At 71.1% G+C, this 20,352-nt stretch carries 16 protein-coding genes; 6 read left to right on the top strand and 10 right to left on the bottom strand.

Annotation, left to right across the window (positions count from 1 at the left end; all coding sequences use genetic code 11):
* Positions 1–56: 56 nt before the first annotated feature.
* Positions 57–539 carry a GtrA family protein gene (locus tag ACFTZC_RS27320; RefSeq protein WP_382894093.1) on the bottom strand — a complete coding sequence of 161 codons (483 nt, stop codon included), beginning with the start codon at positions 537–539 and terminating at the stop codon, positions 57–59.
* Between the two features lie 307 nt (positions 540–846).
* Between ACFTZC_RS27320 and ACFTZC_RS27325 the strand changes: the two genes are divergently transcribed.
* Genes ACFTZC_RS27325 through ACFTZC_RS27335 form a run of 3 tightly spaced genes read left to right on the top strand, consistent with a single transcriptional unit; the run spans position 847 to position 3,706 of the window.
* Positions 847–1,977 (top strand): 5-(carboxyamino)imidazole ribonucleotide synthase, encoded by a 1,131-nt coding sequence (locus tag ACFTZC_RS27325; protein WP_382894166.1) that lies wholly within the window; start codon positions 847–849, stop codon positions 1,975–1,977.
* Positions 1,974–2,498, top strand: a complete 525-nt coding sequence (gene purE, locus ACFTZC_RS27330) for a 5-(carboxyamino)imidazole ribonucleotide mutase (RefSeq protein WP_382894095.1) — start codon at positions 1,974–1,976, stop codon at positions 2,496–2,498. Before ACFTZC_RS27325 ends, purE begins: the two co-directional genes overlap by 4 nt.
* The gene (locus tag ACFTZC_RS27335; RefSeq protein WP_382894097.1) at positions 2,495–3,706 is read left to right on the top strand and encodes a dipeptidase; all 1,212 of its coding nucleotides are present in this window, start codon (positions 2,495–2,497) and stop codon (positions 3,704–3,706) included. Before purE ends, ACFTZC_RS27335 begins: the two co-directional genes overlap by 4 nt.
* Before the next feature lie 97 nt (positions 3,707–3,803).
* Here the strand turns inward: ACFTZC_RS27335 and ACFTZC_RS27340 are convergent, their stop codons facing one another.
* Positions 3,804–4,175 (bottom strand): VOC family protein, encoded by a 372-nt coding sequence (locus ACFTZC_RS27340; RefSeq protein WP_382894098.1) that lies wholly within the window; start codon positions 4,173–4,175, stop codon positions 3,804–3,806.
* 94 nt (positions 4,176–4,269) lie between these two features.
* Here ACFTZC_RS27340 and ACFTZC_RS27345 point away from each other — a divergent pair, with 94 nt between their 5' ends.
* Positions 4,270–4,800: a CGNR zinc finger domain-containing protein gene (locus tag ACFTZC_RS27345; protein ID WP_382894099.1), complete on the top strand. Its 531-nt coding sequence runs from the start codon at positions 4,270–4,272 to the stop codon at positions 4,798–4,800.
* A 71-nt stretch (positions 4,801–4,871) separates the two neighbouring features.
* Here the strand turns inward: ACFTZC_RS27345 and ACFTZC_RS27350 are convergent, their stop codons facing one another.
* A complete protein-coding gene (locus ACFTZC_RS27350) occupies positions 4,872–6,263 on the bottom strand; it encodes a UDP-glucose dehydrogenase family protein (protein ID WP_382894101.1) in 1,392 nt (463 codons plus the stop codon).
* A gap of 215 nt (positions 6,264–6,478) precedes the next feature.
* Here ACFTZC_RS27350 and ACFTZC_RS27355 point away from each other — a divergent pair, with 215 nt between their 5' ends.
* A complete protein-coding gene (locus tag ACFTZC_RS27355) occupies positions 6,479–7,651 on the top strand; it encodes an acyl-CoA dehydrogenase (RefSeq protein WP_382894103.1) in 1,173 nt (390 codons plus the stop codon).
* Between the two features lie 67 nt (positions 7,652–7,718).
* On the opposite strand, the gene ACFTZC_RS27360 is transcribed toward ACFTZC_RS27355, so the two are convergent.
* From ACFTZC_RS27360 to ACFTZC_RS27370, 3 genes are all read right to left on the bottom strand, one after another.
* Complete coding sequence (locus ACFTZC_RS27360) at positions 7,719–9,311, bottom strand: hypothetical protein (protein ID WP_382894105.1); 1,593 nt, start codon at positions 9,309–9,311, stop codon at positions 7,719–7,721.
* A gap of 207 nt (positions 9,312–9,518) precedes the next feature.
* Complete coding sequence (locus ACFTZC_RS27365; RefSeq protein ID WP_382894107.1) at positions 9,519–10,769, bottom strand: LCP family protein; 1,251 nt, start codon at positions 10,767–10,769, stop codon at positions 9,519–9,521.
* A gap of 162 nt (positions 10,770–10,931) precedes the next feature.
* Entirely contained in the window at positions 10,932–12,320 is a 1,389-nt protein-coding gene (locus ACFTZC_RS27370; protein ID WP_382894168.1) for an LCP family protein, read from the bottom strand.
* A 375-nt stretch (positions 12,321–12,695) separates the two neighbouring features.
* Here ACFTZC_RS27370 and ACFTZC_RS27375 point away from each other — a divergent pair, with 375 nt between their 5' ends.
* Entirely contained in the window at positions 12,696–13,742 is a 1,047-nt protein-coding gene (locus ACFTZC_RS27375; RefSeq protein ID WP_382894109.1) for a glycosyltransferase family 2 protein, read from the top strand.
* Between the two features lie 140 nt (positions 13,743–13,882).
* Here ACFTZC_RS27375 and ACFTZC_RS27380 read toward each other — a convergent pair whose 3' ends face one another.
* From ACFTZC_RS27380 to ACFTZC_RS27395, 4 genes are all read right to left on the bottom strand, one after another.
* A complete protein-coding gene (locus ACFTZC_RS27380) occupies positions 13,883–15,781 on the bottom strand; it encodes an LCP family protein (protein WP_382894111.1) in 1,899 nt (632 codons plus the stop codon).
* A 42-nt stretch (positions 15,782–15,823) separates the two neighbouring features.
* Positions 15,824–17,626, bottom strand: coding sequence for an LCP family protein (locus tag ACFTZC_RS27385; protein WP_382894113.1), 1,803 nt, complete (start codon positions 17,624–17,626; stop codon positions 15,824–15,826).
* A gap of 221 nt (positions 17,627–17,847) precedes the next feature.
* A complete protein-coding gene (locus tag ACFTZC_RS27390) occupies positions 17,848–19,344 on the bottom strand; it encodes an LCP family protein (RefSeq protein WP_382894115.1) in 1,497 nt (498 codons plus the stop codon).
* Between the two features lie 183 nt (positions 19,345–19,527).
* A complete protein-coding gene (locus ACFTZC_RS27395; RefSeq protein ID WP_382894117.1) occupies positions 19,528–20,286 on the bottom strand; it encodes a TIGR03089 family protein in 759 nt (252 codons plus the stop codon).
* Positions 20,287–20,352 lie beyond the last annotated feature (66 nt).

Genomic DNA, 20,352 nt, shown 5'->3' on the forward strand with positions numbered 1-20,352 from the left:
CACCGACGCACCGACGCACCGACGCACCGGCGCACCGACGCACGAAAGCCCCCAGGTCAGCGGATGCCGGCCGGCTCCGACTCCGGCTGCTCCGCGTCGCCGGAGGCGGGCAGGGCCCTGAAGACCCAGGTGCGATACGACCAGAAGCGGAACAGCGTGGCTATCCCGATGCCGAGGAACTTGAACACGTTGCTCTGGAGCGGGGTGTCCCAGCCGAAGCCGTACGTCGCCGCGTACAGCACCCCGTTCTCGATCACCAGCCCGACGACGCTGAACAGCAGGAAGAGCGTCAGCTCGCGGGTGCGGCGGCTCTTGTCGCGGTCCCGGTAGGTGAAGTACCGGAACCCGACGTAGTTGCAGGCGATCGCGACGACCGTGGCGAGGATGCTGGCCCGGACCACGGGCAGCTCCGTGGTGTGCCGTACGAGGTTGAAGACCAGCAGGTTGACCAGCAGGCCCACGCCGCCCACCGCCCCGAACTTGGCCACCTCGCGCACGAGCCGGCCCAGTCGCACGCGGAGTGCGCCCTCTTCGCTCATCTGCCCGTTCAGCCCCGTCCGGTCGGTTTCGGTTTCGGTTTCGGTGTGCGGTATCGGTGCGCGGTATTGGTGTGCGGTAATTGGTGTCGGCATGCGGTATTGGCGTGCGGTGCCCGTGATCGGCACCGCCGGTCGGACCATGCTAACCAGCGCCCCCGGAGCCCGCCCCTCCGTCCACAGCCCGGCGGCGTCCGGCAGTGCCCGGCGCGGTGCCCGCCGATGCCCGGAGGTGGGGTGCCTGTGGACAAGTGGGCGGGCCGGGGCGGGCGGCGGCTACGCTAGGTGCGTGACGTTCCCGGTAGTCGGCATGGTCGGCGGCGGTCAGCTCGCCCGTATGACCCACGAGGCGGGCATCCCCCTCGGCCTCAGATTCAAGCTCCTCAGTGACACCCCCCAGGACTCGGCGGCCCAGGTGGTGAGCGAGGTCGTCGTGGGCGACTATCGCGACCTGGACACGCTGCGTGACTTCGCGCGCGGCTGTGACGTGATCACGTTCGATCACGAACATGTCCCCGTCGAGCACCTGCGCGCCCTGGAGGCGGACGGCATCCCCGTCAGACCAGGCCCGGAGGCGCTGCTGCACGCCCACGACAAGGGCGTCATGCGCGCGCGGCTCACGGAGCTGGGCGCGCCCTGCCCGCGCCACCGGATCGTGGCCGACCCGGCCGACGCCGCGGCCTTCGCCGCCGAGGCGGGCGGCTTCCCCGTCATCCTCAAGACGGTGCGCGGCGGGTACGACGGCAAGGGCGTCTGGCTCGTACGGTCCGAGGCGGACGCCGAGGAGCCCTTCCGCGCCGGGGTCCCGGTCCTCGCCGAGGAGAAGGTCGACTTCGTACGGGAGCTGGCGGCCAACGTGGTCCGCTCGCCGCACGGCCAGGCCGTGGCCTACCCCGTGGTCGAGTCCCGGCAGGTCGACGGCGTCTGCGACACGGTCGTCGCGCCCGCGCCCGGCCTCTCGGAGGAGCTGTCGGGCGAGGCCCAGCGCCTCGCCCTGCGCATAGCCGCCGAGCTCGGCGTGGTCGGCCATCTCGCCGTCGAGCTCTTCGAGGTCAGGTCCGAGGACGGCACGCCCGGCATCCTCGTCAACGAGCTGGCGATGCGCCCCCACAACTCCGGGCACTGGACGCAGGACGGCGCGATCACCTCGCAGTTCGCCAACCACCTGCGGGCCGTTCTGGACCTGCCGCTGGGCGATCCGCGCCCGCGCGCGCCCTGGACGGTGATGTGCAACGTCCTGGGCGGCGACTACCCCGACATGTACGCGGCGTATCTGCACTGCATGGCCCGGGACCCCCAGCTCAAGATCCACATGTATGGCAAGGACGTGAAGCCCGGCCGCAAGGTGGGGCATGTCAACACCTACGGCGACGATCTGGACGACGTGCTGGAGCGCGCCCGTCACGCAGCCGGCTACCTCAGAGGAACGATCACGGAATGACTCCACCTGTCGTAGGCATCGTCATGGGTTCCGACTCGGACTGGCCCGTCATGGAAGCGGCGGCCAAGGCCCTCCACGAGTTCGAGATCCCGTACGAGGTGGACGTCGTCTCCGCGCACCGCATGCCGCGCGAGATGATCTCGTACGGCGAGGACGCGGCGGGCCGCGGCCTCAAGGCGATCATCGCGGGCGCGGGCGGCGCGGCCCATCTGCCGGGCATGCTGGCCTCGGTGAGCCCGCTGCCGGTGATCGGCGTCCCCGTACCCCTGAAGTACCTGGACGGTATGGACTCGCTGCTCTCCATCGTTCAGATGCCGGCGGGCGTCCCGGTCGCGACGGTCTCGGTGGGCGGCGCGCGCAACGCGGGCCTGCTGGCCGCCCGGATCCTCGCGGCGCACGACCCGGAACTCCAGGGCCGGATGCGTGAGTTCCAGCAGGAGCTGAACGACCAGGCGTCGGAGAAGGGCAAGCGGCTGCGCGCCAAGGTCGAGGGCTCGGAGCACTTCGGGTTCGGAAAGTGACCGCGCCCGTTCCGGCCGTGGAGCCGGACCACCTGGCGGCGGCCCGCGCGCTGCTGGCCGACGCCCCGGTCGTCGACGGCCACAACGACCTGCCGTGGGCGCTGCGCGAGAACGTCCGGTACGACCTGGACCGCCTCGACATCGCCGGGGACCTGTCGGGGCACCTCCACACCGACCTGCCCCGGCTGCGGCGCGGTGGTGTCGGCGGCCAGTTCTGGTCCGTCTACGTACGGTCCGACATGGCCGGCGACGACGCGGTCAGCGCGACCCTGGAGCAGATCGACGTGGTCGGCCGGCTTCTCGCCCGCTACCCCGACCACCTGGTCCGCGCGCTGACGGCGGATGAGATGGAGGGCGCGCGCCGGCAGGGCAGGATCGCGTCGCTGATGGGCGCCGAGGGCGGCCACTCCATCAACAACTCCCTCGCCACCCTGCGCGCCCTGCACACCCTGGGCGTCCGGTACATGACGCTCACGCACAACGACAACGTGCGCTGGGCGGACTCCGCCACGGACGCCCCGTCGGTGGGCGGTCTCTCGGCCTTCGGCCGCGAGGTGGTCCACGAGATGAACCGCGTCGGCATGCTGGTCGACCTCTCCCACGTGGCCGCCACGACGATGCGCGACGCGCTCGACACGACGGCGGCGCCGGTGATCTTCTCGCACTCGTCGGCGCGGGCGATCTGCGACCACCCGCGCAACATCCCGGACGACGTCCTGGAGCGGCTGCCCGCCAACGGCGGCGTCGCGATGGCCACGTTCGTACCGAAGTTCATCCTCCCGGCGGCGGTGGCGTGGACGCGGGAGGCCGACGCGAACATGCTGGCGCACGGCCTGCACCCGCTCGACACGACCGCCGACGCGATGCGGGTCCACGAGGACTTCGAGGCGGCGCACCCGCGCCCGGTCGCGACGGTCGCCACGGTCGCGGACCACCTCGACCACATGCGCGAGGCCGCGGGCGTCGACCACATCGGCATCGGCGGCGACTTCGACGGCACGGCGTTCACTCCGCGGGGCCTGGAGGATGTCGCGGGCTACCCGAACCTGATCGCGGAGCTGCTGGCCCGGAAGTGGTCGACGGCGGACGTCTCGAAGGTGACCTGGGGCAACGCGGTCCGGGTGCTGCGGGCGGCGGAGGACGTCTCGCGGACGCTGCGCGCGGAGCGGCCGCCGTCGCAGGCGACGATCACGGACCTGGACGGCTGAGGCCGGGCCCACCCGTACGGACGGGCGCCTTCCCCGGAACAGGGGGAGGCGCCCGTCCGCGTACCCGGGCAGCGGTGTCCGGCGTACGGGTGCCTCGTCAGCCGGCGCAGAGGCAGAACGGATGCCCGGCCGGGTCCGCGTAGACCCGGAAGGACCGGCTCCGGTCCTCCGTGTCGAGCGGTACGGCGCCCAGCGCCAGCACCTCCCGCTCCGCCGCGTCCAGGTCGGGCACCGTCAGGTCGAGATGGAACTGCTGCGACCCCTCCGCCGCGGGCCACGCGGGCGGTACGAAGCCGGGCGCGGCCTGGAAGGCGAGCGGCGTGCCGGGGAAGCCCGTCAGGTCGACCCACCTGTCGTTGCCCTCCTGGACCTCTTCGACCTCACCTCCCAGCACCTGGGCGTAGAAGCGGGCGAGCGCGACCGGGTCGGGGCAGTCCAGGACGACGGTGCCGAGCGTGGCGATGGCCATGGTGTTCGCTCCTCCTCGATGGATGGTTACTGCTAGGCGACCTCAAGAGGTAACCGTTACTGCATGGTCCCGTATCGGAGGTAACGTCGCAACCATGAATGACCGCCCGCCCGCCCCCGGAGGGCTCGCCCTGGTCCAGTCCCTGGTCAACTCCCTGGACATCGAGACGGGCGCCGACCGGCTCGGCACGGCGGAGGGCCGCGCCGCCTTCGGCCTCGCGGAGCACGAGGTCCCGGCGGCCCGCGCGCTCCGCGAGGCCCTGCGCACCGCCTGCCTGGCGCACGCGGGAGTACACCCCCGGGGCCGCTCCACCGCGGCCCTGGACGGACTGCTCGCCGAGGCGCCGCTCCGGGTCGCCGTCGACCCCGCCGGCGGGGCGGCGCTCCGCCCCGCCGCCGCGCCCGACGCCCTGCTGTCCCGCGTCGCGGCGGCCATCGCGGAGGCGTCCGCCGACGGGACCTGGCACCGGCTCAAGGCGTGCGAGGCGGAGGACTGCCAGTGGGCGTTCTACGACCGCAGCCCGGCCGGCCGCGGCCGCTGGTGCTCGATGTCGGTCTGCGGAGCCCGCGCCAAGATGCGCGCGTACCGGGCCCGGCTGACGGACGGCGGCGCAACGCCCCCCTGAGCCCCGGGTGATGCCCAGGGGCGGCACCGGCCCGCCGCCGAGGGGCGGGCACACCGACGCGGGCCGCCCGCTCAGGCGCGCGGGCGCCCCATCGCGCGGTACGTCCACCCCGCCGCGCGCCACCGCTCCGGGTCCAGCGCGTTGCGGCCGTCCAGGATCAGCCGGCGCGTCGCCGCCGCGCCCAGGACCGCCGGGTCCAGCTCGCGGAACTCGCGCCACTCCGTCAGATGCAGCACGACATCCGCGCCGCGCACCGCGTCCAGCGCCGACTCCGCGTAACCCAGCGTCGGGAACAGCCGCTTGGCGTTGGCCATGCCCTTCGGGTCGTAGACCGTGACCTGGCCGCCCTGGAGGTGGATCTGGCCCGCGACATTGAGCGCGGGGGAGTCCCGTACGTCGTCCGAGTCCGGCTTGAACGTCGCGCCGAGCACGGCGACCCGCTTGCCCAGGAACGACGAGTCGCCGCCCACCGCCTCCCGCGCCAGCTCCACCATGTGGCCGCGCCGCCGCATGTTGATCGAGTCGACCTCGCGCAGGAACGTCAGCGCCTGGTCCGCGCCCAGTTCGCCCGCCCGCGCCATGAACGCCCGGATGTCCTTGGGCAGGCAGCCGCCGCCGAAGCCGATGCCCGCGCGCAGGAACTTCTTCCCGATGCGGTCGTCGTACCCCAGCGCCTCCGCCAGCTTCACGACATCGCCGCCGGCCGCCTCGCAGACCTCGGCCATCGCGTTGATGAACGAGATCTTCGTCGCCAGGAAGGAGTTGGCGGAGGTCTTCACCAGCTCGGCGGTCGGGAAGTCGGTCACCACGAGGGGCGAGCCCTCGGCGATCGGCGTCGCGTACACCTCGCGCAGCGTCCGCTCGGCCTCGGTGACACTCGTACCGTCCGCGCCGCCCGCACCGTCCGCGCCGCCGGTACCGCGGACACCGATCACGATCCGGTCCGGGTGCAGCGTGTCCTGTACGGCGAAGCCCTCGCGCAGGAACTCCGGGTTCCAGGCCAGCGTCACCTCGCGCCCCGCCGGCGCCACCTCGGCGATCCGCGCCGCGAGCCGGTCCGCGCTGCCGACGGGCACCGTGGACTTGCCGACGACCAGTGCGGGCCGGCTCAGATGCTTGGCCAGGCTCTCGACCGCGGCGTCAACGTAACTCATGTCGCACGCGTACTCGCCGTGCTTCTGGGGGGTGTTCACACAGACGAAGTGCACATCGCCGAAGTCCGCGACCTCCGCCCAGTCCATGGTGAACCGCAGCCGCCCCGTCGACCCCTCGATCCCGGCGACATGCTTGCGCAGCAGCTCCTCAAGGCCGGGTTCGTACATCGGGACGCGGCCCGTGGAGAGCAGCTCGATCTTCTCCGGCACCACGTCGAGCCCGAGGACCTCGAAGCCCAGCTCCGCCATGGCCGCGGCGTGGGTGGCGCCGAGATAGCCGGTGCCGATCACGGTGATCTTGAGGGCCATGTGGGTGCTCCAAGGAGAGACGGGCAGGTGCGGGCCCGAGCATAGCCGCGCGTCGGAGACGCCCCGCAGGGGCACATCTCCCTCCGGGGGCTCTCCGGTCTCCCTCCGGGGAATCTCCGGGGACGCTGTCGGCAAACTCACCTGTACCTGCACCGTCACCGCCGACTAAAATTGGGTTACTTAACGGTAGTTAGCATCATGGGGAGTGAGAGACAGTGGCCGGATCAGCTGATTTCGACCTGTACCGCCCGTCCGAAGAGCACGACATGCTCCGCGACACCGTGCGCGCGCTCTCCGAGGCCAAGATCGCGCCGTTCGCCGCGGCGGTGGACGAAGAGGCCCGCTTCCCGCAGGAGGCGCTGGACGCGCTGGTCGCGTCGGACCTGCACGCCGTCCACGTCCCCGAGGAGTACGGCGGCGCCGGCGCCGACGCGCTCGCCACCGTGATCGTCATCGAGGAGGTCGCCCGGGTCTGCGCCTCCTCCTCCCTCATCCCGGCCGTGAACAAGCTGGGCTCGCTGCCCGTGATCCTCGCCGGGAGCGAGGAGTTGAAGAAGAAGTACCTGCGCCCGCTGGCCCAGGGCGACGCGATGTTCTCGTACTGCCTCTCCGAGCCGGACGCGGGCTCCGACGCGGGCGGCATGAAGACCAAGGCCGTACGGGACGGCGACCACTACGTCCTCAACGGCGTGAAGCGCTGGATCACCAACGCGGGCGTCTCCGACTACTACACGGTCATGGCCGTCACCGACCCGGACAAGCGGACGAAGGGCATCTCCGCGTTCGTCGTCGAGAAGGCCGACGAGGGCGTCTCGTTCGGCGCCCCGGAGAAGAAGCTCGGCATCAAGGGCTCACCGACGCGCGAGGTCTACCTCGACAACGTCCGCATCCCGGCCGACCGTCTGCTCGGCGCGGAGGGCACCGGCTTCGCCACCGCGATGCAGACCCTCGACCACACCCGCATCACCATCGCGGCCCAGGCCCTCGGCATCGCCCAGGGCGCGCTCGACTACGCCAAGGGCTATGTCCAGGAGCGCAAGCAGTTCGGCAAGCCGATCGGCGACTTCCAGGGCGTCCAGTTCATGCTCGCCGACATGGCCATGAAGCTGGAGGCCGCCCGTCAGCTCACCTACGCGGCGGCGGCCAGGTCGGAGCGGGTCACGGCGGGCTCCGCGAAGGAGGACCTGACCTTCTTCGGCGCGGCGGCCAAGTGCTACGCGTCGGACGCGGCCATGGAGATCACGACGGACGCGGTCCAACTCCTCGGCGGCTACGGCTACACGCGCGACTACCCGGTGGAGCGCATGATGCGCGACGCCAAGATCACGCAGATCTACGAAGGCACGAATCAGGTCCAGCGCATCGTCATGGCCCGCAACCTCCCGTAGGGCGGTCGCGAACGGCCGCGGCCCCCGGCGTCACACCGGGGGCCGCGGGCGCCGGAGACCTGCGAAGTCAGCGGATGGTGACGGGGATCTCACGGCCGCTCGACGCGTAGTGCGTCTTCACCGTGTCGACGTGGCGCATCTGCCAGGTGCCGTTCTGCGACACCGTGAACTGCTTGCTGAACGTGCCGTTCGTGAGGGTCGTGGCGGTGCCCAGCTCCTTCCAGGCCGCGCCGGGCGTGGCGGCCTTGAAGTAGACGCGGACCTTCCGGCCCGCGTACGCCTTCCAGGTGGTGCCGGACTTCTGCATCAGCGTGCCCTTGGCCGTCAGCCTCGTGCCCTTGCGGATGCCCTCGGGGGCGACGCTGTCCTTCCGGATCTCGGTGTACGCGCGGCCGAGGTGGTACACGCGGCTCTCCACGCCCGGGGCGGCGAGGTGACGCAGGCGCCAGTAGCTGCCGGTCCCCCCCTTCGTGGGAGCGGTCTGGTGGAACGTGGCTCCGTACACGGCCGTGAACCGGCCGACGCTCGACCAGTTCTGGCCGTCCGTGGAGTGGTCGATGGAGACCTGTCCGGTCGTCCCGGCGGGGTACGAGCCCGAGGTGACGCCCAGCTTGCCGCTGAAGGTGACCTTCCGGTACTTGTCCACAGCGGCCTCGACCGCCGAGAAGGTGCTCGTGGCGGCCGTCGTGAGCTGGAAGTCGTACGGGGAGGCGCCCGCGAACCACGGCTCCTGGCCGACGCCGACGCGCGTCGTACCGTTCTTCGCGGCGGGGAAGGCGCCCGCGAAGGTGCCGTCCTCCTTGGTGCTGGTGACGGGCAGGCCGCCGACCACGACGCCGACGCCGCCGGCCGGCTTCTCGGTGCCGTCGTCGGCCGTACGGGTCACCCTGCCGCGCACGGGGACGTCGCTGCCCGACGGGGCCGTGACCGACCCGGCGGGGGTGTCCACCGTCAGTTTCAGCGGCTGCCGCTGGACCGACACCGGGAACGACGCGCTGTTCTCCTGGAACCAGACGTTGATCCGCTCGTCGGCCTCGTAACCGCTGAACTCGAAGGGAAGGGAGAAACGTCCCGCCTTGTCGACCGTCTTCAGCGGCTGGTCCCGCAGCATGTAGCGGGAGTAGATCGAGGCTCCTGTGAACGGCTTGACCTCGCGCGTGTTCGGGTCCTGCGCGACGAGAGTGCCGTTCACCGTGACCACGCGGTGGTCGTACGAAACGGTCCGACGGTCGGCGGTGGCGGTCAGCTTCGGGTCGAGGCCGTAGTTCAGCTCACCGTTGTCCCGGTCGACGAGTTCGCCCGCCGTGCCGGCCTTGACCACGAGGTCGATGGCGTACACGCCCATCGAGGGCAGCTCGACCGGGTCGGTCCAGAACTGCTGCTCCAGGCAGTCGTACGCGGTGGGGCAGCTGTCGGCGTCGTTGAGGCCGAGCGTGGCGAGCACCGCGTCACTGCCCTTCGCCCGGATCCGGACGGTGACGTCGGACGGCAGGGAGTTCCGCTCCCAGTGCTCGTAGAGCACATGGATCCGGCCGTCCTTCTCGGCGCTCCACGCGAACGACCGGAGGTCCGTCTCGGCCGCCTGCGCGCCGGGCGCGACCACCAGCGTGGACATGGAGAGCGCGACGGCCGTGCCGACCACGGCCAGGATCTTTCTCAAAGGTCCTCCATCGGACATGTGCGTGGATCTACGGCACATTCGACGCGTCGACCAGGAGGAAGGTTGTACGCGCGGACCCGCACAAACGCGGACCGCCCGAACGCCGGGCCCGGAACGCCGTAGCCCCCGCGCCGCCGCCGGAGCGGCGGGTGCACGGGGGCTACGGACGACGACGCCGGTGTCGGCCGCTGATGACGGCCGCCGGTGTCAGTCGCTGGTGACGGTGACCTTCTCGTCGTTGTTGAGCTGGTTCACCAGCTCCTTGACCTTCGCCTTGTCCCAGACCAGGTTGCCGCCCACGCTGCCCGAGATCGGCATGTTCATGGAGGTACCGTCGCCGCCCGTGATCCCCTTCATCGCGAAGAACATCTGGCCCAGCGACCAGAGCGACATGTCCTTGTCCACGATCACGGTGTCCAGGCCCGCGCCCATCGTCGGATAGAGCTTGAACGGGTTGAGGATCGTGCCCGGCGTGGCCGTCTGCGAGGCCAGGGCCGCCAGGAACTTCTGCTGGTTCTTCGTACGGTCCAGGTCACTGGCGGCGAACGCGTACCGCGTCCGTACGTAGGCCAGCGACTGCTCGCCGTCCAGGGTCTGCTTGCCCGCCTGGAAGTCCGCGCCCGACTTCTTGTCCTTGAACGCCTTCGGGATGTCCAGCTCCACCCCGCCGATCGCGTCCACGATGTTGGCGAATCCGGCGAAGCCGATCTCCACGTAGTGGTCGATGTGCAGCCCGGTGTTGAACTCGACGGTACGGACCAGCAGCTCCGGGCCGTCCTCCGCGTACGCCGCGTTCAGCTTGGTCTGGCGGCCCGTGCTCGGGTACTGCTTGCCGGACTCCGAGCCCACGAACGACGGGATCGTCACGTTCGAGTCGCGCGGCAGCGAGATCAGCGTCGGGCCGTTCGACCCGTCGTGCAGGATCATCATCGAGTCGGTCCGCTTGCCCTCGGCGGAGCCCGTGTGGAGCTTCTTCTTGTCCTCGTCGGTCATGCCCTCGCGGCTGTCGGAGCCCACGATCAGATAGTTGGTGCCGTCGCCCTGTTCCGGCCGCTCGATGACCTTCGAGAGATCGACCTCGCGCCGGAGCTTGCCGTCGGCCCAGAAGTACGTACCGATGGACGTGCCCAGCAGCAGCACCACGAGGACCAGCGCGCCGATCTTGATGCGGCGCCCCCAGTCGGGCGCGTACCGCGGCTGGGAGGGCCCGCCGCCCTGCGGAGGGATGTAGCCGCCCCGCCCGCCGTCGCCGCCCCCGCCGCCCCCGGGGGAGCCGTAGACCTGGCCCGTGTTGTACCCGCTGTCGTAACCGGGATCCCGGCCCTGGCCGTACCCCTGCGCCTGCTGGGGTACGCCGCTGCGCCGCACATGCGGCATGACCTGCGCTCCCTCGGGCTGCGTGCCTCCACTGCCGCGCCCGTATCGGTCGCCACGGTCGCCGGTCCATCCATCAGTCATGCGGACAGTGTGCCGGGCCGGGCCGGGCCCCATACAGGGAGGTGGGAAATAGGGTCGGCCCCGTTGCGAATCTGATGCAATGCGAACCGGACTGGGGCCGTCCCGGAGGTTTGGCCGCGCCGATGCTGGAAAGCCTCGGGCCGGCCCCTTACGGGTCGGCCCCTACGGGCAGGCCACCTGGTCGCCGGTCGTCGCGTCGAACTCGCCCTTCGCCGCCTCCTCCGCACGGACCGGCCGCACCGCCGTGTAGTCCGTCCCCGCCATCACCTTCAGCGTCGCGCCCTGCTGCTTCACCGCCCGCAGCTCGCTGCCCGGCAGCGCCGCCGCCAGTGACTTCGCCGAGCGGTCCCAGCGCGGGTCGTACATCACCACCGTCCGCTGCACCTCGCTCCCGTCCGTGCCGAGCGGCGTGCCGGTGGTCCGGAAGCCGGTGGCGTGCAGTGCGGCGTCCACCTGCTGGCCGAGGCCGTCGATCCGCGTCCCGTTGTAGACCTGTACGCGGATCTCCCGCGGGCTCACCGCGACGACCGTGGCCTTCCCGGCGGCCGGCGAGCCGGACCCCTGCCGGTGCGGCGGCGTCAGCGGTCTGTCCTCGCGCAGCGCCTGGAAGAGCCGCTTCGACTTCACCGGGTCCCACTTCACCGTGGCGCCGACACCCTTGACCGGGACCGAGGCGCCGCCACCGGCCAGCGGTACGGAGGTGAACTCCGACGAGGCGGGGGAGAAGCCGCGCATCGCCTCGTTGACGGCGAGCATCTGCTCGGCGCCGAATCCGGTGTCGGCCCGCACCGAGCCCAGGACCGTCGAGGTGACCTCCTTGAACCGCACCGGGTTCAGCAGCACCCCGCTGCTGGTCGCCCGGCTGATCAGGGCGGCCACGAAGCGCTGCTGGCGCTCCATCCTGCCGAGGTCGGCGGCACCGTCGACATGACGGGAGCGTACGTACTGAAGGGCCTCGCCGCCGTTCATCCGGTGCGTGCCGGGCGCCAGATCGAGGCCGGTGTACGAGTCCTTCATCGGCCGGGTCGTGCAGATCTCCACCCCGCCCACCGCGTCCACCGTCTTCATGAAGCTCGTGAAGTCGACCTCCAGGTAGTGGCTGATCTTCACCCCCGTCATGCGCTCGACGGTACGGACGGTCAGATTCGGCCCGCCCTCCGCGTACGCCGCGTTCAGCTTCACCGGGTGCGGGTCGTGCGGCTTCCCCGTGGTGGCGTCGGTGTGGTCGGGCAGCTCGGCGAAGCTGTCGCGGGGCAGGCTCACCACGCTCGCGCGCCGCCCGTCCGCCGAGAGGTGGACCAGCATGATCGTGTCGGTGCAGTGGCAGGGCTCGCCCCCGAGGCGGTACTTCTGCCGCTCCTCCTCGGTGATCTTGTCGCGGCCGTCGGTGCCGACGAGCAGCAGGTTCAGCCCGCGGCCCGCGCCCGGCCGGTTCTTCATGTCCTTGAACGGGTCGATCCGCCCGATCCCGGAGTCCAGGCTGGTCATGACGGCGTGGCCGATCCCGCCCGCCCCCAGGACCAGGACGGAGAGGGCCGTCGCCATCCGCATCCCCCAGCGGGGCCGCCCGGCCCTGCCGCCCTTCCCCGGCCCGTTCCCGCCACGGCCCCGGGCACCGTCGCGGGCGCCGGCGCGGGTGTCGGCGCGCGCCGTCGGGGCGTCCGGTCGGCGGCGAGCGTCCGGCCGGCGGGTGGTGCGGGGCGGCGTGGGCACGAGGGACACCTCCGCGGTGAACGTGAGCGGACCGTGAGCGCAATAGCGGTGGCCCGTGAGCGGACCGTGAGCACGGTAGGCCCATACGATCAGCGCCCCCGGTGCGCAACCGGGCGGCGCGCTTCGCTGTCCCCCGTTCGCGGTAACGTGGGCGGACCGACCACTGCCCTGCCGTCTCGAACGCGCCCCCGCCCGAAGGCCCCGAAGGACCCCATGCCTGCCCTGCCTCCCGCAGTCTCCGTGATCATGCCGGTGCTCAACGAGGAACGTCATCTGAGGAACTCCGTCCGGCACATCCTGGAGCAGGAGTACGAGGGTGAGATGGAGGTGGTCATCGCCCTGGGCCCGTCCACGGACCGTACGGACGAGATCGCCGCGGAGCTGGTACGGGAGACCGCGTCCCACCCGCGCGCCAAGGTGCAGACCGTGCCCAACCCGACGGGCCGCACCCCCGCCGCGCTCAACGCGGCGATCAAGGCGTCCAAGCACCCGGTCGTCGTACGGGTCGACGGCCACGGCATGCTCTCGCCGAACTACATCGCGACCGCCGTCCGGCTGCTGGAGGAGACCGGCGCGCAGAACGTCGGCGGCATCATGCACGCCGAGGGCGAGAACGACTGGGAGCACGCGGTCGCCGCCGCCATGACGTCGAAGATCGGCGTCGGCAACGCGGCCTTCCACACCGGAGGCCAGGCGGGCCCCGCCGAAACCGTGTATCTGGGTGTCTTCCGGCGCGAGGCGCTGGAGCAGCAGGGCGGCTACAACGAAGAGTTCATCCGGGCCCAGGACTGGGAGCTGAACTTCCGGATCCGTGAGTCCGGCGGTGCGATCTGGTTCTCCCCGGAGCTGCGCGTCCAGTACCGCCCGCGCCCCTCGGTCCGCGCGCTCGCCAAGCAGTACAAGGACTACGGCCGCTGGCGCCATGTCGTCGCGCGTTACCACTCCGGCTCGATCAACCTCCGCTACCTCGCCCCGCCGGCGGCCGTCTGCGCCATGGCCGCGGGGCTCGTCGTCGGTGTGGTGCTCACGCCCTGGGGCCTCGTCGTGCCGGGCGGCTACCTCGCCGCGATCGTGGCCGGTTCCGTACCGGCGGGCAAGGGTCTGCCGCTCAAGGCCCGGCTCCAGATCCCGGTGGCGCTGGCCACCATGCACATGTCGTGGGGGTACGGCTTCCTCACCAGCCCGAAGGCGCTGGCGAGGAAGGTCATCGCGAGCCGCCGCCCGGCCGCCCGGACGGTCGGGGCCGAGGCCGAGGCGTAGGGACGACCCCGCAGGCTCCGCAGGCCCCGCAGGACCCGGAGCCCGCCCCGGAACGCCGACGCGCCCCCGTACAGCCGTGTACGGGGGCGCGGTCGCGTGTGTTCAGGCCGTGTGCGTACGGTCGGAAGGGTGTACGGGCCTCAGAAGCGGTAGGGCGCGTACACGTCCATGCACGCGTCCTTCTCCGAGCCGTTGAGGGCGTCCGCCGTGTCCGGGACCCCGCCCGCGGCCGGCGCGCTCTCCTTCGGGAAGGACGGGCCGTCGCGCCAGTCGGCGCCCACGATCACCGTGACGCCCGAGACGTCCGTGGACCGCTTCACCGAACTCGTCGGGATCCCGAGGGCCTTGGCGACCGCCTGGGCGTTCCCCTCCAGGTCCGCGCTCGGATAGCTGACCGTGGTCGACTCCTGGGGCGAGAGCTGCCCGTCCGCCCTCGCCAGGGTGTAGCCCTTGGCCGCGAGGGCGCCCGCGATGTCGGCGGCCCGGCCCTTCACGGGCGTCTGCGCGCCGCCGGTGCCGTTGCGTACCATCACCCCGGTCTCGGCGGGTGTCGTCGTCGGCTCCTGGACGGCGTCCTCCGCGGCCTTCTTCCGCTTGGCCGCCGCGGCGGCGGCCGCCTTGTCCTCGGCCGAGTCGCCGTTGCTGTCGAAGGCGACGTCGTCCCGGACCATCGCCCACAGGTGCTCCGCGTCGGCGCCGCCGGCCACGAGATGGTTCGCGTCCTGCGGGTCGGTCACGGTCGGCATCGTCGTCATGGTGAGCCGGTCGGTCGGCACGCTCTTGAGCTGCATGGCGAGATCGAACAGCTTCTTGACCGTACCGATCTCCTCCGACACCTCCAGCGACTTCGTGGCCGCCTCGGCCAGACCGGTCAGCCGGGGCGTGTCGGTGAAGACGTTCTGCGACTTCAGCTCGCGGATCATCGCGTTCATGTACATGTGCTGGGCCTTGGCCCGGCCGAGGTCGCTCTCGAAGGCGTGCCGGGTACGCAGCCACTGGAGGGCCTGCTCGCCCTGGATCCGGTGCTTGCCCGCCGTGAGCTTGAGGCCGGAGCCGCCGGGCACCCCGGGCAGGGGCCGGTCCCAGACGTTGTCCTTGACGCAGACCTCGACGCCGCCGATCGCGTCGGCCATCTTCACCACACCGGAGAAGTCGATCGTCATCCAGTGGTCGATGTAGACGCCGGTCAGCTTCTCCCAGGTCGAGAGGGTGCAGCCGGGGCCGCCGCGCGCCAGCGTCTCGTTGATGATCGTGTTCGTCGCGGGGTGGACCTTGCCGGTCTCCGCGTCCTTGCACTCGGGGATGTCGACCCGGGTGTCCCGGGGGATGCTCACGACCGACGCGTTCTTCCGGTCGGCGGAGACATGGACGAGCATCTGGACGTCCGCGAGGGGCGGGCTGCCCACGGAACCCTTGCTGCCGCCGAGTTCGACGTTCTCCGGCTTGTTACGGCTGTCGGAGCCGATCAGCAGGATGTTCAGCGGCCGCTGGCCCGCCGAGTTGGCCGCGGGCTGGTCCAGGCCGCTGGAGCCGTTGCTCCGCTCGCCGCTGCGGATGTTGCCGTTGAGATGGCGGTAGTACAGATAACCGGCGCCGGCCGTCCCGAGTATGAGGAGCGAGAGCACGGCGGCGGCCCAGCGGAGTATGCGCCGGACCCGGGGGCGCCGGCCCTTGGCGCCCTTGGCACCCTTCGCGCCGCCGGTTCCGCCTGTGCCGTCCGTGGCGCCTGTGCCGTCCGCACCGCTCGTGGCGCCGGTTCCGCCCGTGCCACCACCCGCGCCACCCGCGCCACCCGTGTCGCTCGCGGTCAGCGTGCCGACCGCCGTGCTCCCGGCGTTCCGCGCGTTCACCGTACGGTTCGCGTTCACCGTACGGTCCGTGCCGTCCGCGGTGGGACCGGTGTCCTTGTCGCCTGTTCCGCCCTCCGCGCTCCCGCCGCCGGGCGCGCCGCCCTCGTACAGGCTGTCGTCCCAGCCCAGTTCCCCGGCGTGTGGGCCGCGTTCGCGCGCCTCTTCCCGCCGTACACCGCTCGTACCCACCGGATCCCCCTCAGGCCGGCCGTACGAGCCGGTGTTCACGTGTCACTTCGAGCAGATCTGCTTGTCCGCTTCGACCTTCTGCACACCTTCCGGCGTCTTCGCCGCTCCGGTGATGGGCACTCCCGCGCCCTTGAAGTCCCCGCCGAGGGTCAGCGTCATCGCCTCAAGACCCACCGCGTCCTCCGTGCCGGGTTTGAGCGCCGAGGCGGGCAGCCCCATCATCTCCGCGAGGGCGCGCGCCTGGTCCGCCTGGTTCGGCGCGTACTCCAGGGTCGTCTTCGCCACGTTCGCCGGGGCGTTGCCCTTGTTGGTGGACTTCGGCACGCCCTCGCTGTTCTGGAGCCAGTTGAGCGTCTCCTGCGCCGAGCCCTGCGGACCGCCGCCGTTGAAGACGTCGACCCGCACATCGGCCGGATCGGCCTTGTCGCCCTTCAGCAGCTCTTCCTGCTTGCTCGCGGCGGCCTCCTTGTCCGCCTTCTCCTTCGCCTCCACCTCGGTCAGCGAGACGTCGTTCTGCATCATCGAGAACAGCGGCTGCGCCTTGGCCTCGTTGACGACGACGGTGGCCTTGACGACCTCCGCCGGGTTGTCGAGGACCGGCAGCGTGGTGAAGGTGATGTTCTTGGCCGGGACCTTCGCCATCTCCTGGGCCAGATCGCTCAGCTTCTTGATGCTGCCGATGCCGGTGTCGACCGTCAGCGCCTGCGTGGCCGCCTCCGCCAGGCTGAACAGCTTGCTGGGGCTGGTCAGGGTGTCGCCGGACTTCATCGTCCGGATCATCGAGCTGAGGAACTGCTGCTGGGTCTGGATCCGGGTGAGGTCGCTCTCGTCGCCGAAGGCGTGGCGCGTGCGGACGAAGGCGAGCGCCTGTTCCCCGTCGATGACCGTCTTGCCCTTCTTCAGCTTGAGCTTGGACTTCGGGTCGTCGATGTCCTTGTCCACACAGACCTCGACCCCGCCGACGGCCGTGGACAGCGTCTTGACCGCGTTGAAGTCGGCCATCATGAAGTGGTCGACCTCGATGCCGGTCAGCTCCTTGACCGTACGCATCGTGCAGCCCGGGTCCCGGTCGTCCTGGCCGAGGCTCGTGTTGAAGCGGACCTGCTGCGAGCCGGGGATCACCGTGGTGCCGGAGTCCGTCTTGGTCTCGCAGTCAGGAATGTCGGTGATCAGGTCGCGCGGGATGGAGACCACCGTCGCGTTGGAACGGTCCTTCGCGACGTGGAAGAGCAGCGTGGTGTCGGCGTGGCCGACGCTGCCCTTGTCCCCGTACCCCTCGTTGCCCGCGCCGGTCCGCTTGTCCGTGCCGATCACCAGGATGTTGACGGGCTGGTCCTTCTTGAAGCCGCCGCTGCCCGCACCCTGGACATCGATCGTGGCGATGTTGCCGTTGAAGTGCTCGTACGCGAGGTACCCGGCGATGGAGCCGCCGACCAGGACGAAGCCCATCACCCCGCCCGTCCAGACCAGCGCCTTCTTCTTGCCGGTCTTCTTGGGCTTGCGCTTGCGCCGCCCCGGGGCCGCCGCCGCGGAGTCGGCGGCCGGTCCCTTGCCCGCGCGCCGGCTGCGCTGTCCGGGGACGTCGGCGCGCTGCGCCCCGCTCCCGTTCCCGCCCCCGGCCGGGGCGGCGTTGCGGCTCCGGCCGCCCGACCGGGGACCCGGGGGCGTGGCGGAGCCGTCCTGCGGGGCAGGCTTCTTTCTTCTGCCACCGGCGCCTGCGGGGGCGGCCGGCGACTGCCCTTCGGAGTGGTCCAGTCGCAGCTCGTAGTTACCTGTCTGCGGGTTGAGGACCCACTGGTCGGCGGGGTCGATCTCGTCCGCCTGTCCACGGCTTTGCGCATCCACGGTTGCTTGAATCCTCCGTCGGTGCCACGCGAGGCGTCTTCCCCCGAAGACGCTCGGTTTTCGATCCAGCAGTGTGCGACCGTACGGCCGGACGCACCGGATCGCGTCACACTATCCGCCCAGTTCAACGTCGAGCGACGTCCGTGACAAATTCCTCACCCCTTACAAGCGGGCAATCTGCCCAATCTCCATGGAGTGTGCGCTTCTCTTTGCCAATTGCTTTACCCGCACATGCCCGCCTCCGCATTGGAACCCGTGAAAGTCGGCGCCGGAGTGCTGCTCGGAGAGGGTGCGCCGGACGAGGACGCCGCGGCCGGGGAACTCTTGTCCGACGGCGATTTCGAGTCCGATTCCGGTGCCGATTCCGAGGCCGACGGTGACGCCGCGTCGGATGCCGCGTCCGTCCCGGTGTCCGTCCTGGTGTCCGCGACGGTGTCGGCGTCGGTTTCCGTCGGTGAGGTTTCCGTGTCGATCGTGACGGGTTCGTCGTCACGCAGCCGCTCGAAGAGCTTCCTCGCGGTGGACTCGACGAGCTCGTCACGGTTCGGGTCCAGCGCGTACGGCTGCCGGGGCACGGTCAGGAACTGCACCTTCTCCACCGGCACGCCCCGCATCGAACTGGCCAGGTCGTACAGGTCGGTCAGGCTGTTCAGCCCCGCGTCGGTGGTGATCGACCGCGTCACCGCGTCCAGCACCGGATAGAGCCGCGTCGGGTTGAGCAGCACCCCGTCGCTCTGCACCTTCTTGAACAGGGCTCCGAGGAAACGCTGTTGACGGTCCATGCGCTGGGTGTCGCTGCCGTCGCCGATGCCGTGCCGCGCCCGTACGTAACCGAGCGCCTGCTCCCCGGTGAGCGTCTGGCGGCCCTCCGGGAGCTTGAGGCGTGCCTGCCGGTCGTCGACCGGATCCTTCAGACAGACCTCGACACCGTCGACCGCGTCCACGGTGTCCTCGAAGCCGCTGAAGTCGATCACGATGTGGTGGTCGACGCGGATGCCGGTGAGCTTCTCGATCGTACGGATGGTGCACGCGGCGCCACCGAACTGGAACGCCCAGTTGAACTGCGCGAACCGGGCACTGGTGCGGCTGCCGTCCGCGGAACGGCAGCTCGGTATCTCCACCATCAGGTCGCGCGGTATCGACATCGCCGTCGCGCTCTTCCGGTCGGCGGCGAGGTGCAGCAGGATCGTGGTGTCGGAGCGCTGCGAACCGCCGTCGTCCTGCCCGTACTTGCCGTTGCCCTCGCCCGCGCGGCTGTCGGAGCCGATGAGCAGGATGTTCTGCGCGTCCAGGGCGACCGGGGTGGGGCGTTCCCGCTCGTACGTGTGGAGTTCGGCGGCGGCCGTGGTGTCGGTGGTGATGTTCCGGTCGAGCGTGCGGTAGGCCCACCAGCCGGCGCCGGAGGCCCCGAGCACGAGGACGGAGGTCGCGGCCGCGGCCCAGCGCAGCCAGCGCCGCTTGCGGCGGGGCGGTACGGCGGCCTCGGCATCGTTGTCGGCCCGTGCGGCGCTCCCGGCCTGCTCGGTCTTCCCGGCCCGGTCGGTGTTCGCGGCCTGGTCGGCGCTCCCGCTGGTTCTGGTTCTGTCGGCGCTGTCTTCGTCGTCAGCGCTGTCGTCACGGAGTGCGGTGCCCGCCTCGGCCTCTTCGGGGTCCTCCGGCGTGGTGGAATCCGTGGACTTCTTCTCCGGCTCGGGCGGCGTGCCAGCACTTTCGGTCACGTCTTCGTCCATCCTTCAAGGCATCGGCGGCACACACGGGCCGCCGGTCGCTGTCGTAGACGGGCGAGCACCACGCTTGGTTGTGCTGCGCGTCGCAGGATTCGCCGATCATGTGCTGCGGTTTGGTCACGGCGCTACGAGCGGTGGCTCATGAAGGAGGAACGGGCCGGGCCGGGGCCCCGGTCATACGGCGCTGTCGGTCACCCGCTCATTGGTCACGCGCTCCGCGAGCGCCGCCGCCGGCAACTGGTCGAGATGGCGGCAGAGTACGACGGAGCCGCCCGCCGCGAGAGGGGCGAACAGCCCCGCCGAGAGCCCCTCCCAGCTGTCGTACCCGAGCCCCGACAGCAGCCGCGAACCGGGTCCGAGCCCCCGCTCCGCCGCGTCCCCGCGCGCCCGCGCGAGCAGCGCGGCCGAGGTCAGCTCCGTACCGCCGATCCGGAGCGCGGGCGCGTCCGGGTCCACCGGGGCGTACGGCGCGAACCGGTCGCCCTGGCCCGGCACCTCCACGGCGTAGTCGAGGAACCCCTCCGGCGGCTGCGGGAACCGGCCGCCGAGCGGGCGCAGCGCGAGCGCCACCCGCTCGCCGGTGCACGCGCGCGCCGCGGCGAGCGACTCGGGGCCGGGCCCGCTGACGACGAGATCGGCCGCGGCCGGGTCACCGCCGATCTCGGCCGTCACGCCCACCGAGGAGCAGGCGAGCAGCCAGACCGCGCTCTGCCAGTGCGCGGGCAGCAGCAGCGCCAGCCGGTCGCCCGGCTCCGCGGACAGCTCGCCCTGGAGGAGATTGGCGGTCTTGGACACCCAATTGGCGAAGGTGGCCACGGACAATTCGACGCGTTCACCGGTGGCGTCGTCGTAGAAGGTGATCAAGGGGCGGACCGGGTCCGCGGCGAGAGCGGATCGCAGCAGGTCGGCGGGGGTGAGGTCGTTGGCGTTCATCGGAGAAAGGGTACGCGGACGGCCTACGCGAGGGCCCCCGTACCGGTGACGGGGTACACCGGTCGG

Source organism: Streptomyces sp. NPDC056987, assembly GCF_042673865.1.
In the GTDB taxonomy this organism is placed as follows: Bacteria; Actinomycetota; Actinomycetes; order Streptomycetales; family Streptomycetaceae; genus Streptomyces.

What these genes read in the sequence shown, in the direction of transcription:
- ACFTZC_RS27395 (WP_382894117.1), bottom strand. Translation starts at nt 20,286, where the DNA reads ATGAACGCCAACGACCTCACCCCCGCCGACCTGCTGCGATCCGCTCTC.
- ACFTZC_RS27320 (WP_382894093.1), bottom strand. Translation starts at nt 539, where the DNA reads ATGAGCGAAGAGGGCGCACTCCGCGTGCGACTGGGCCGGCTCGTGCGC.
- ACFTZC_RS27340 (WP_382894098.1), bottom strand. Translation starts at nt 4,175, where the DNA reads ATGGCCATCGCCACGCTCGGCACCGTCGTCCTGGACTGCCCCGACCCG.
- ACFTZC_RS27345 (WP_382894099.1), top strand. Translation starts at nt 4,270, where the DNA reads ATGAATGACCGCCCGCCCGCCCCCGGAGGGCTCGCCCTGGTCCAGTCC.
- purE (WP_382894095.1), top strand. Translation starts at nt 1,974, where the DNA reads ATGACTCCACCTGTCGTAGGCATCGTCATGGGTTCCGACTCGGACTGG.
- ACFTZC_RS27325 (WP_382894166.1), top strand. Translation starts at nt 847, where the DNA reads ATGGTCGGCGGCGGTCAGCTCGCCCGTATGACCCACGAGGCGGGCATC.
- ACFTZC_RS27375 (WP_382894109.1), top strand. Translation starts at nt 12,696, where the DNA reads ATGCCTGCCCTGCCTCCCGCAGTCTCCGTGATCATGCCGGTGCTCAAC.
- ACFTZC_RS27365 (WP_382894107.1), bottom strand. Translation starts at nt 10,769, where the DNA reads ATGACTGATGGATGGACCGGCGACCGTGGCGACCGATACGGGCGCGGC.
- ACFTZC_RS27350 (WP_382894101.1), bottom strand. Translation starts at nt 6,263, where the DNA reads ATGGCCCTCAAGATCACCGTGATCGGCACCGGCTATCTCGGCGCCACC.
- ACFTZC_RS27370 (WP_382894168.1), bottom strand. Translation starts at nt 12,320, where the DNA reads ATGCGGATGGCGACGGCCCTCTCCGTCCTGGTCCTGGGGGCGGGCGGG.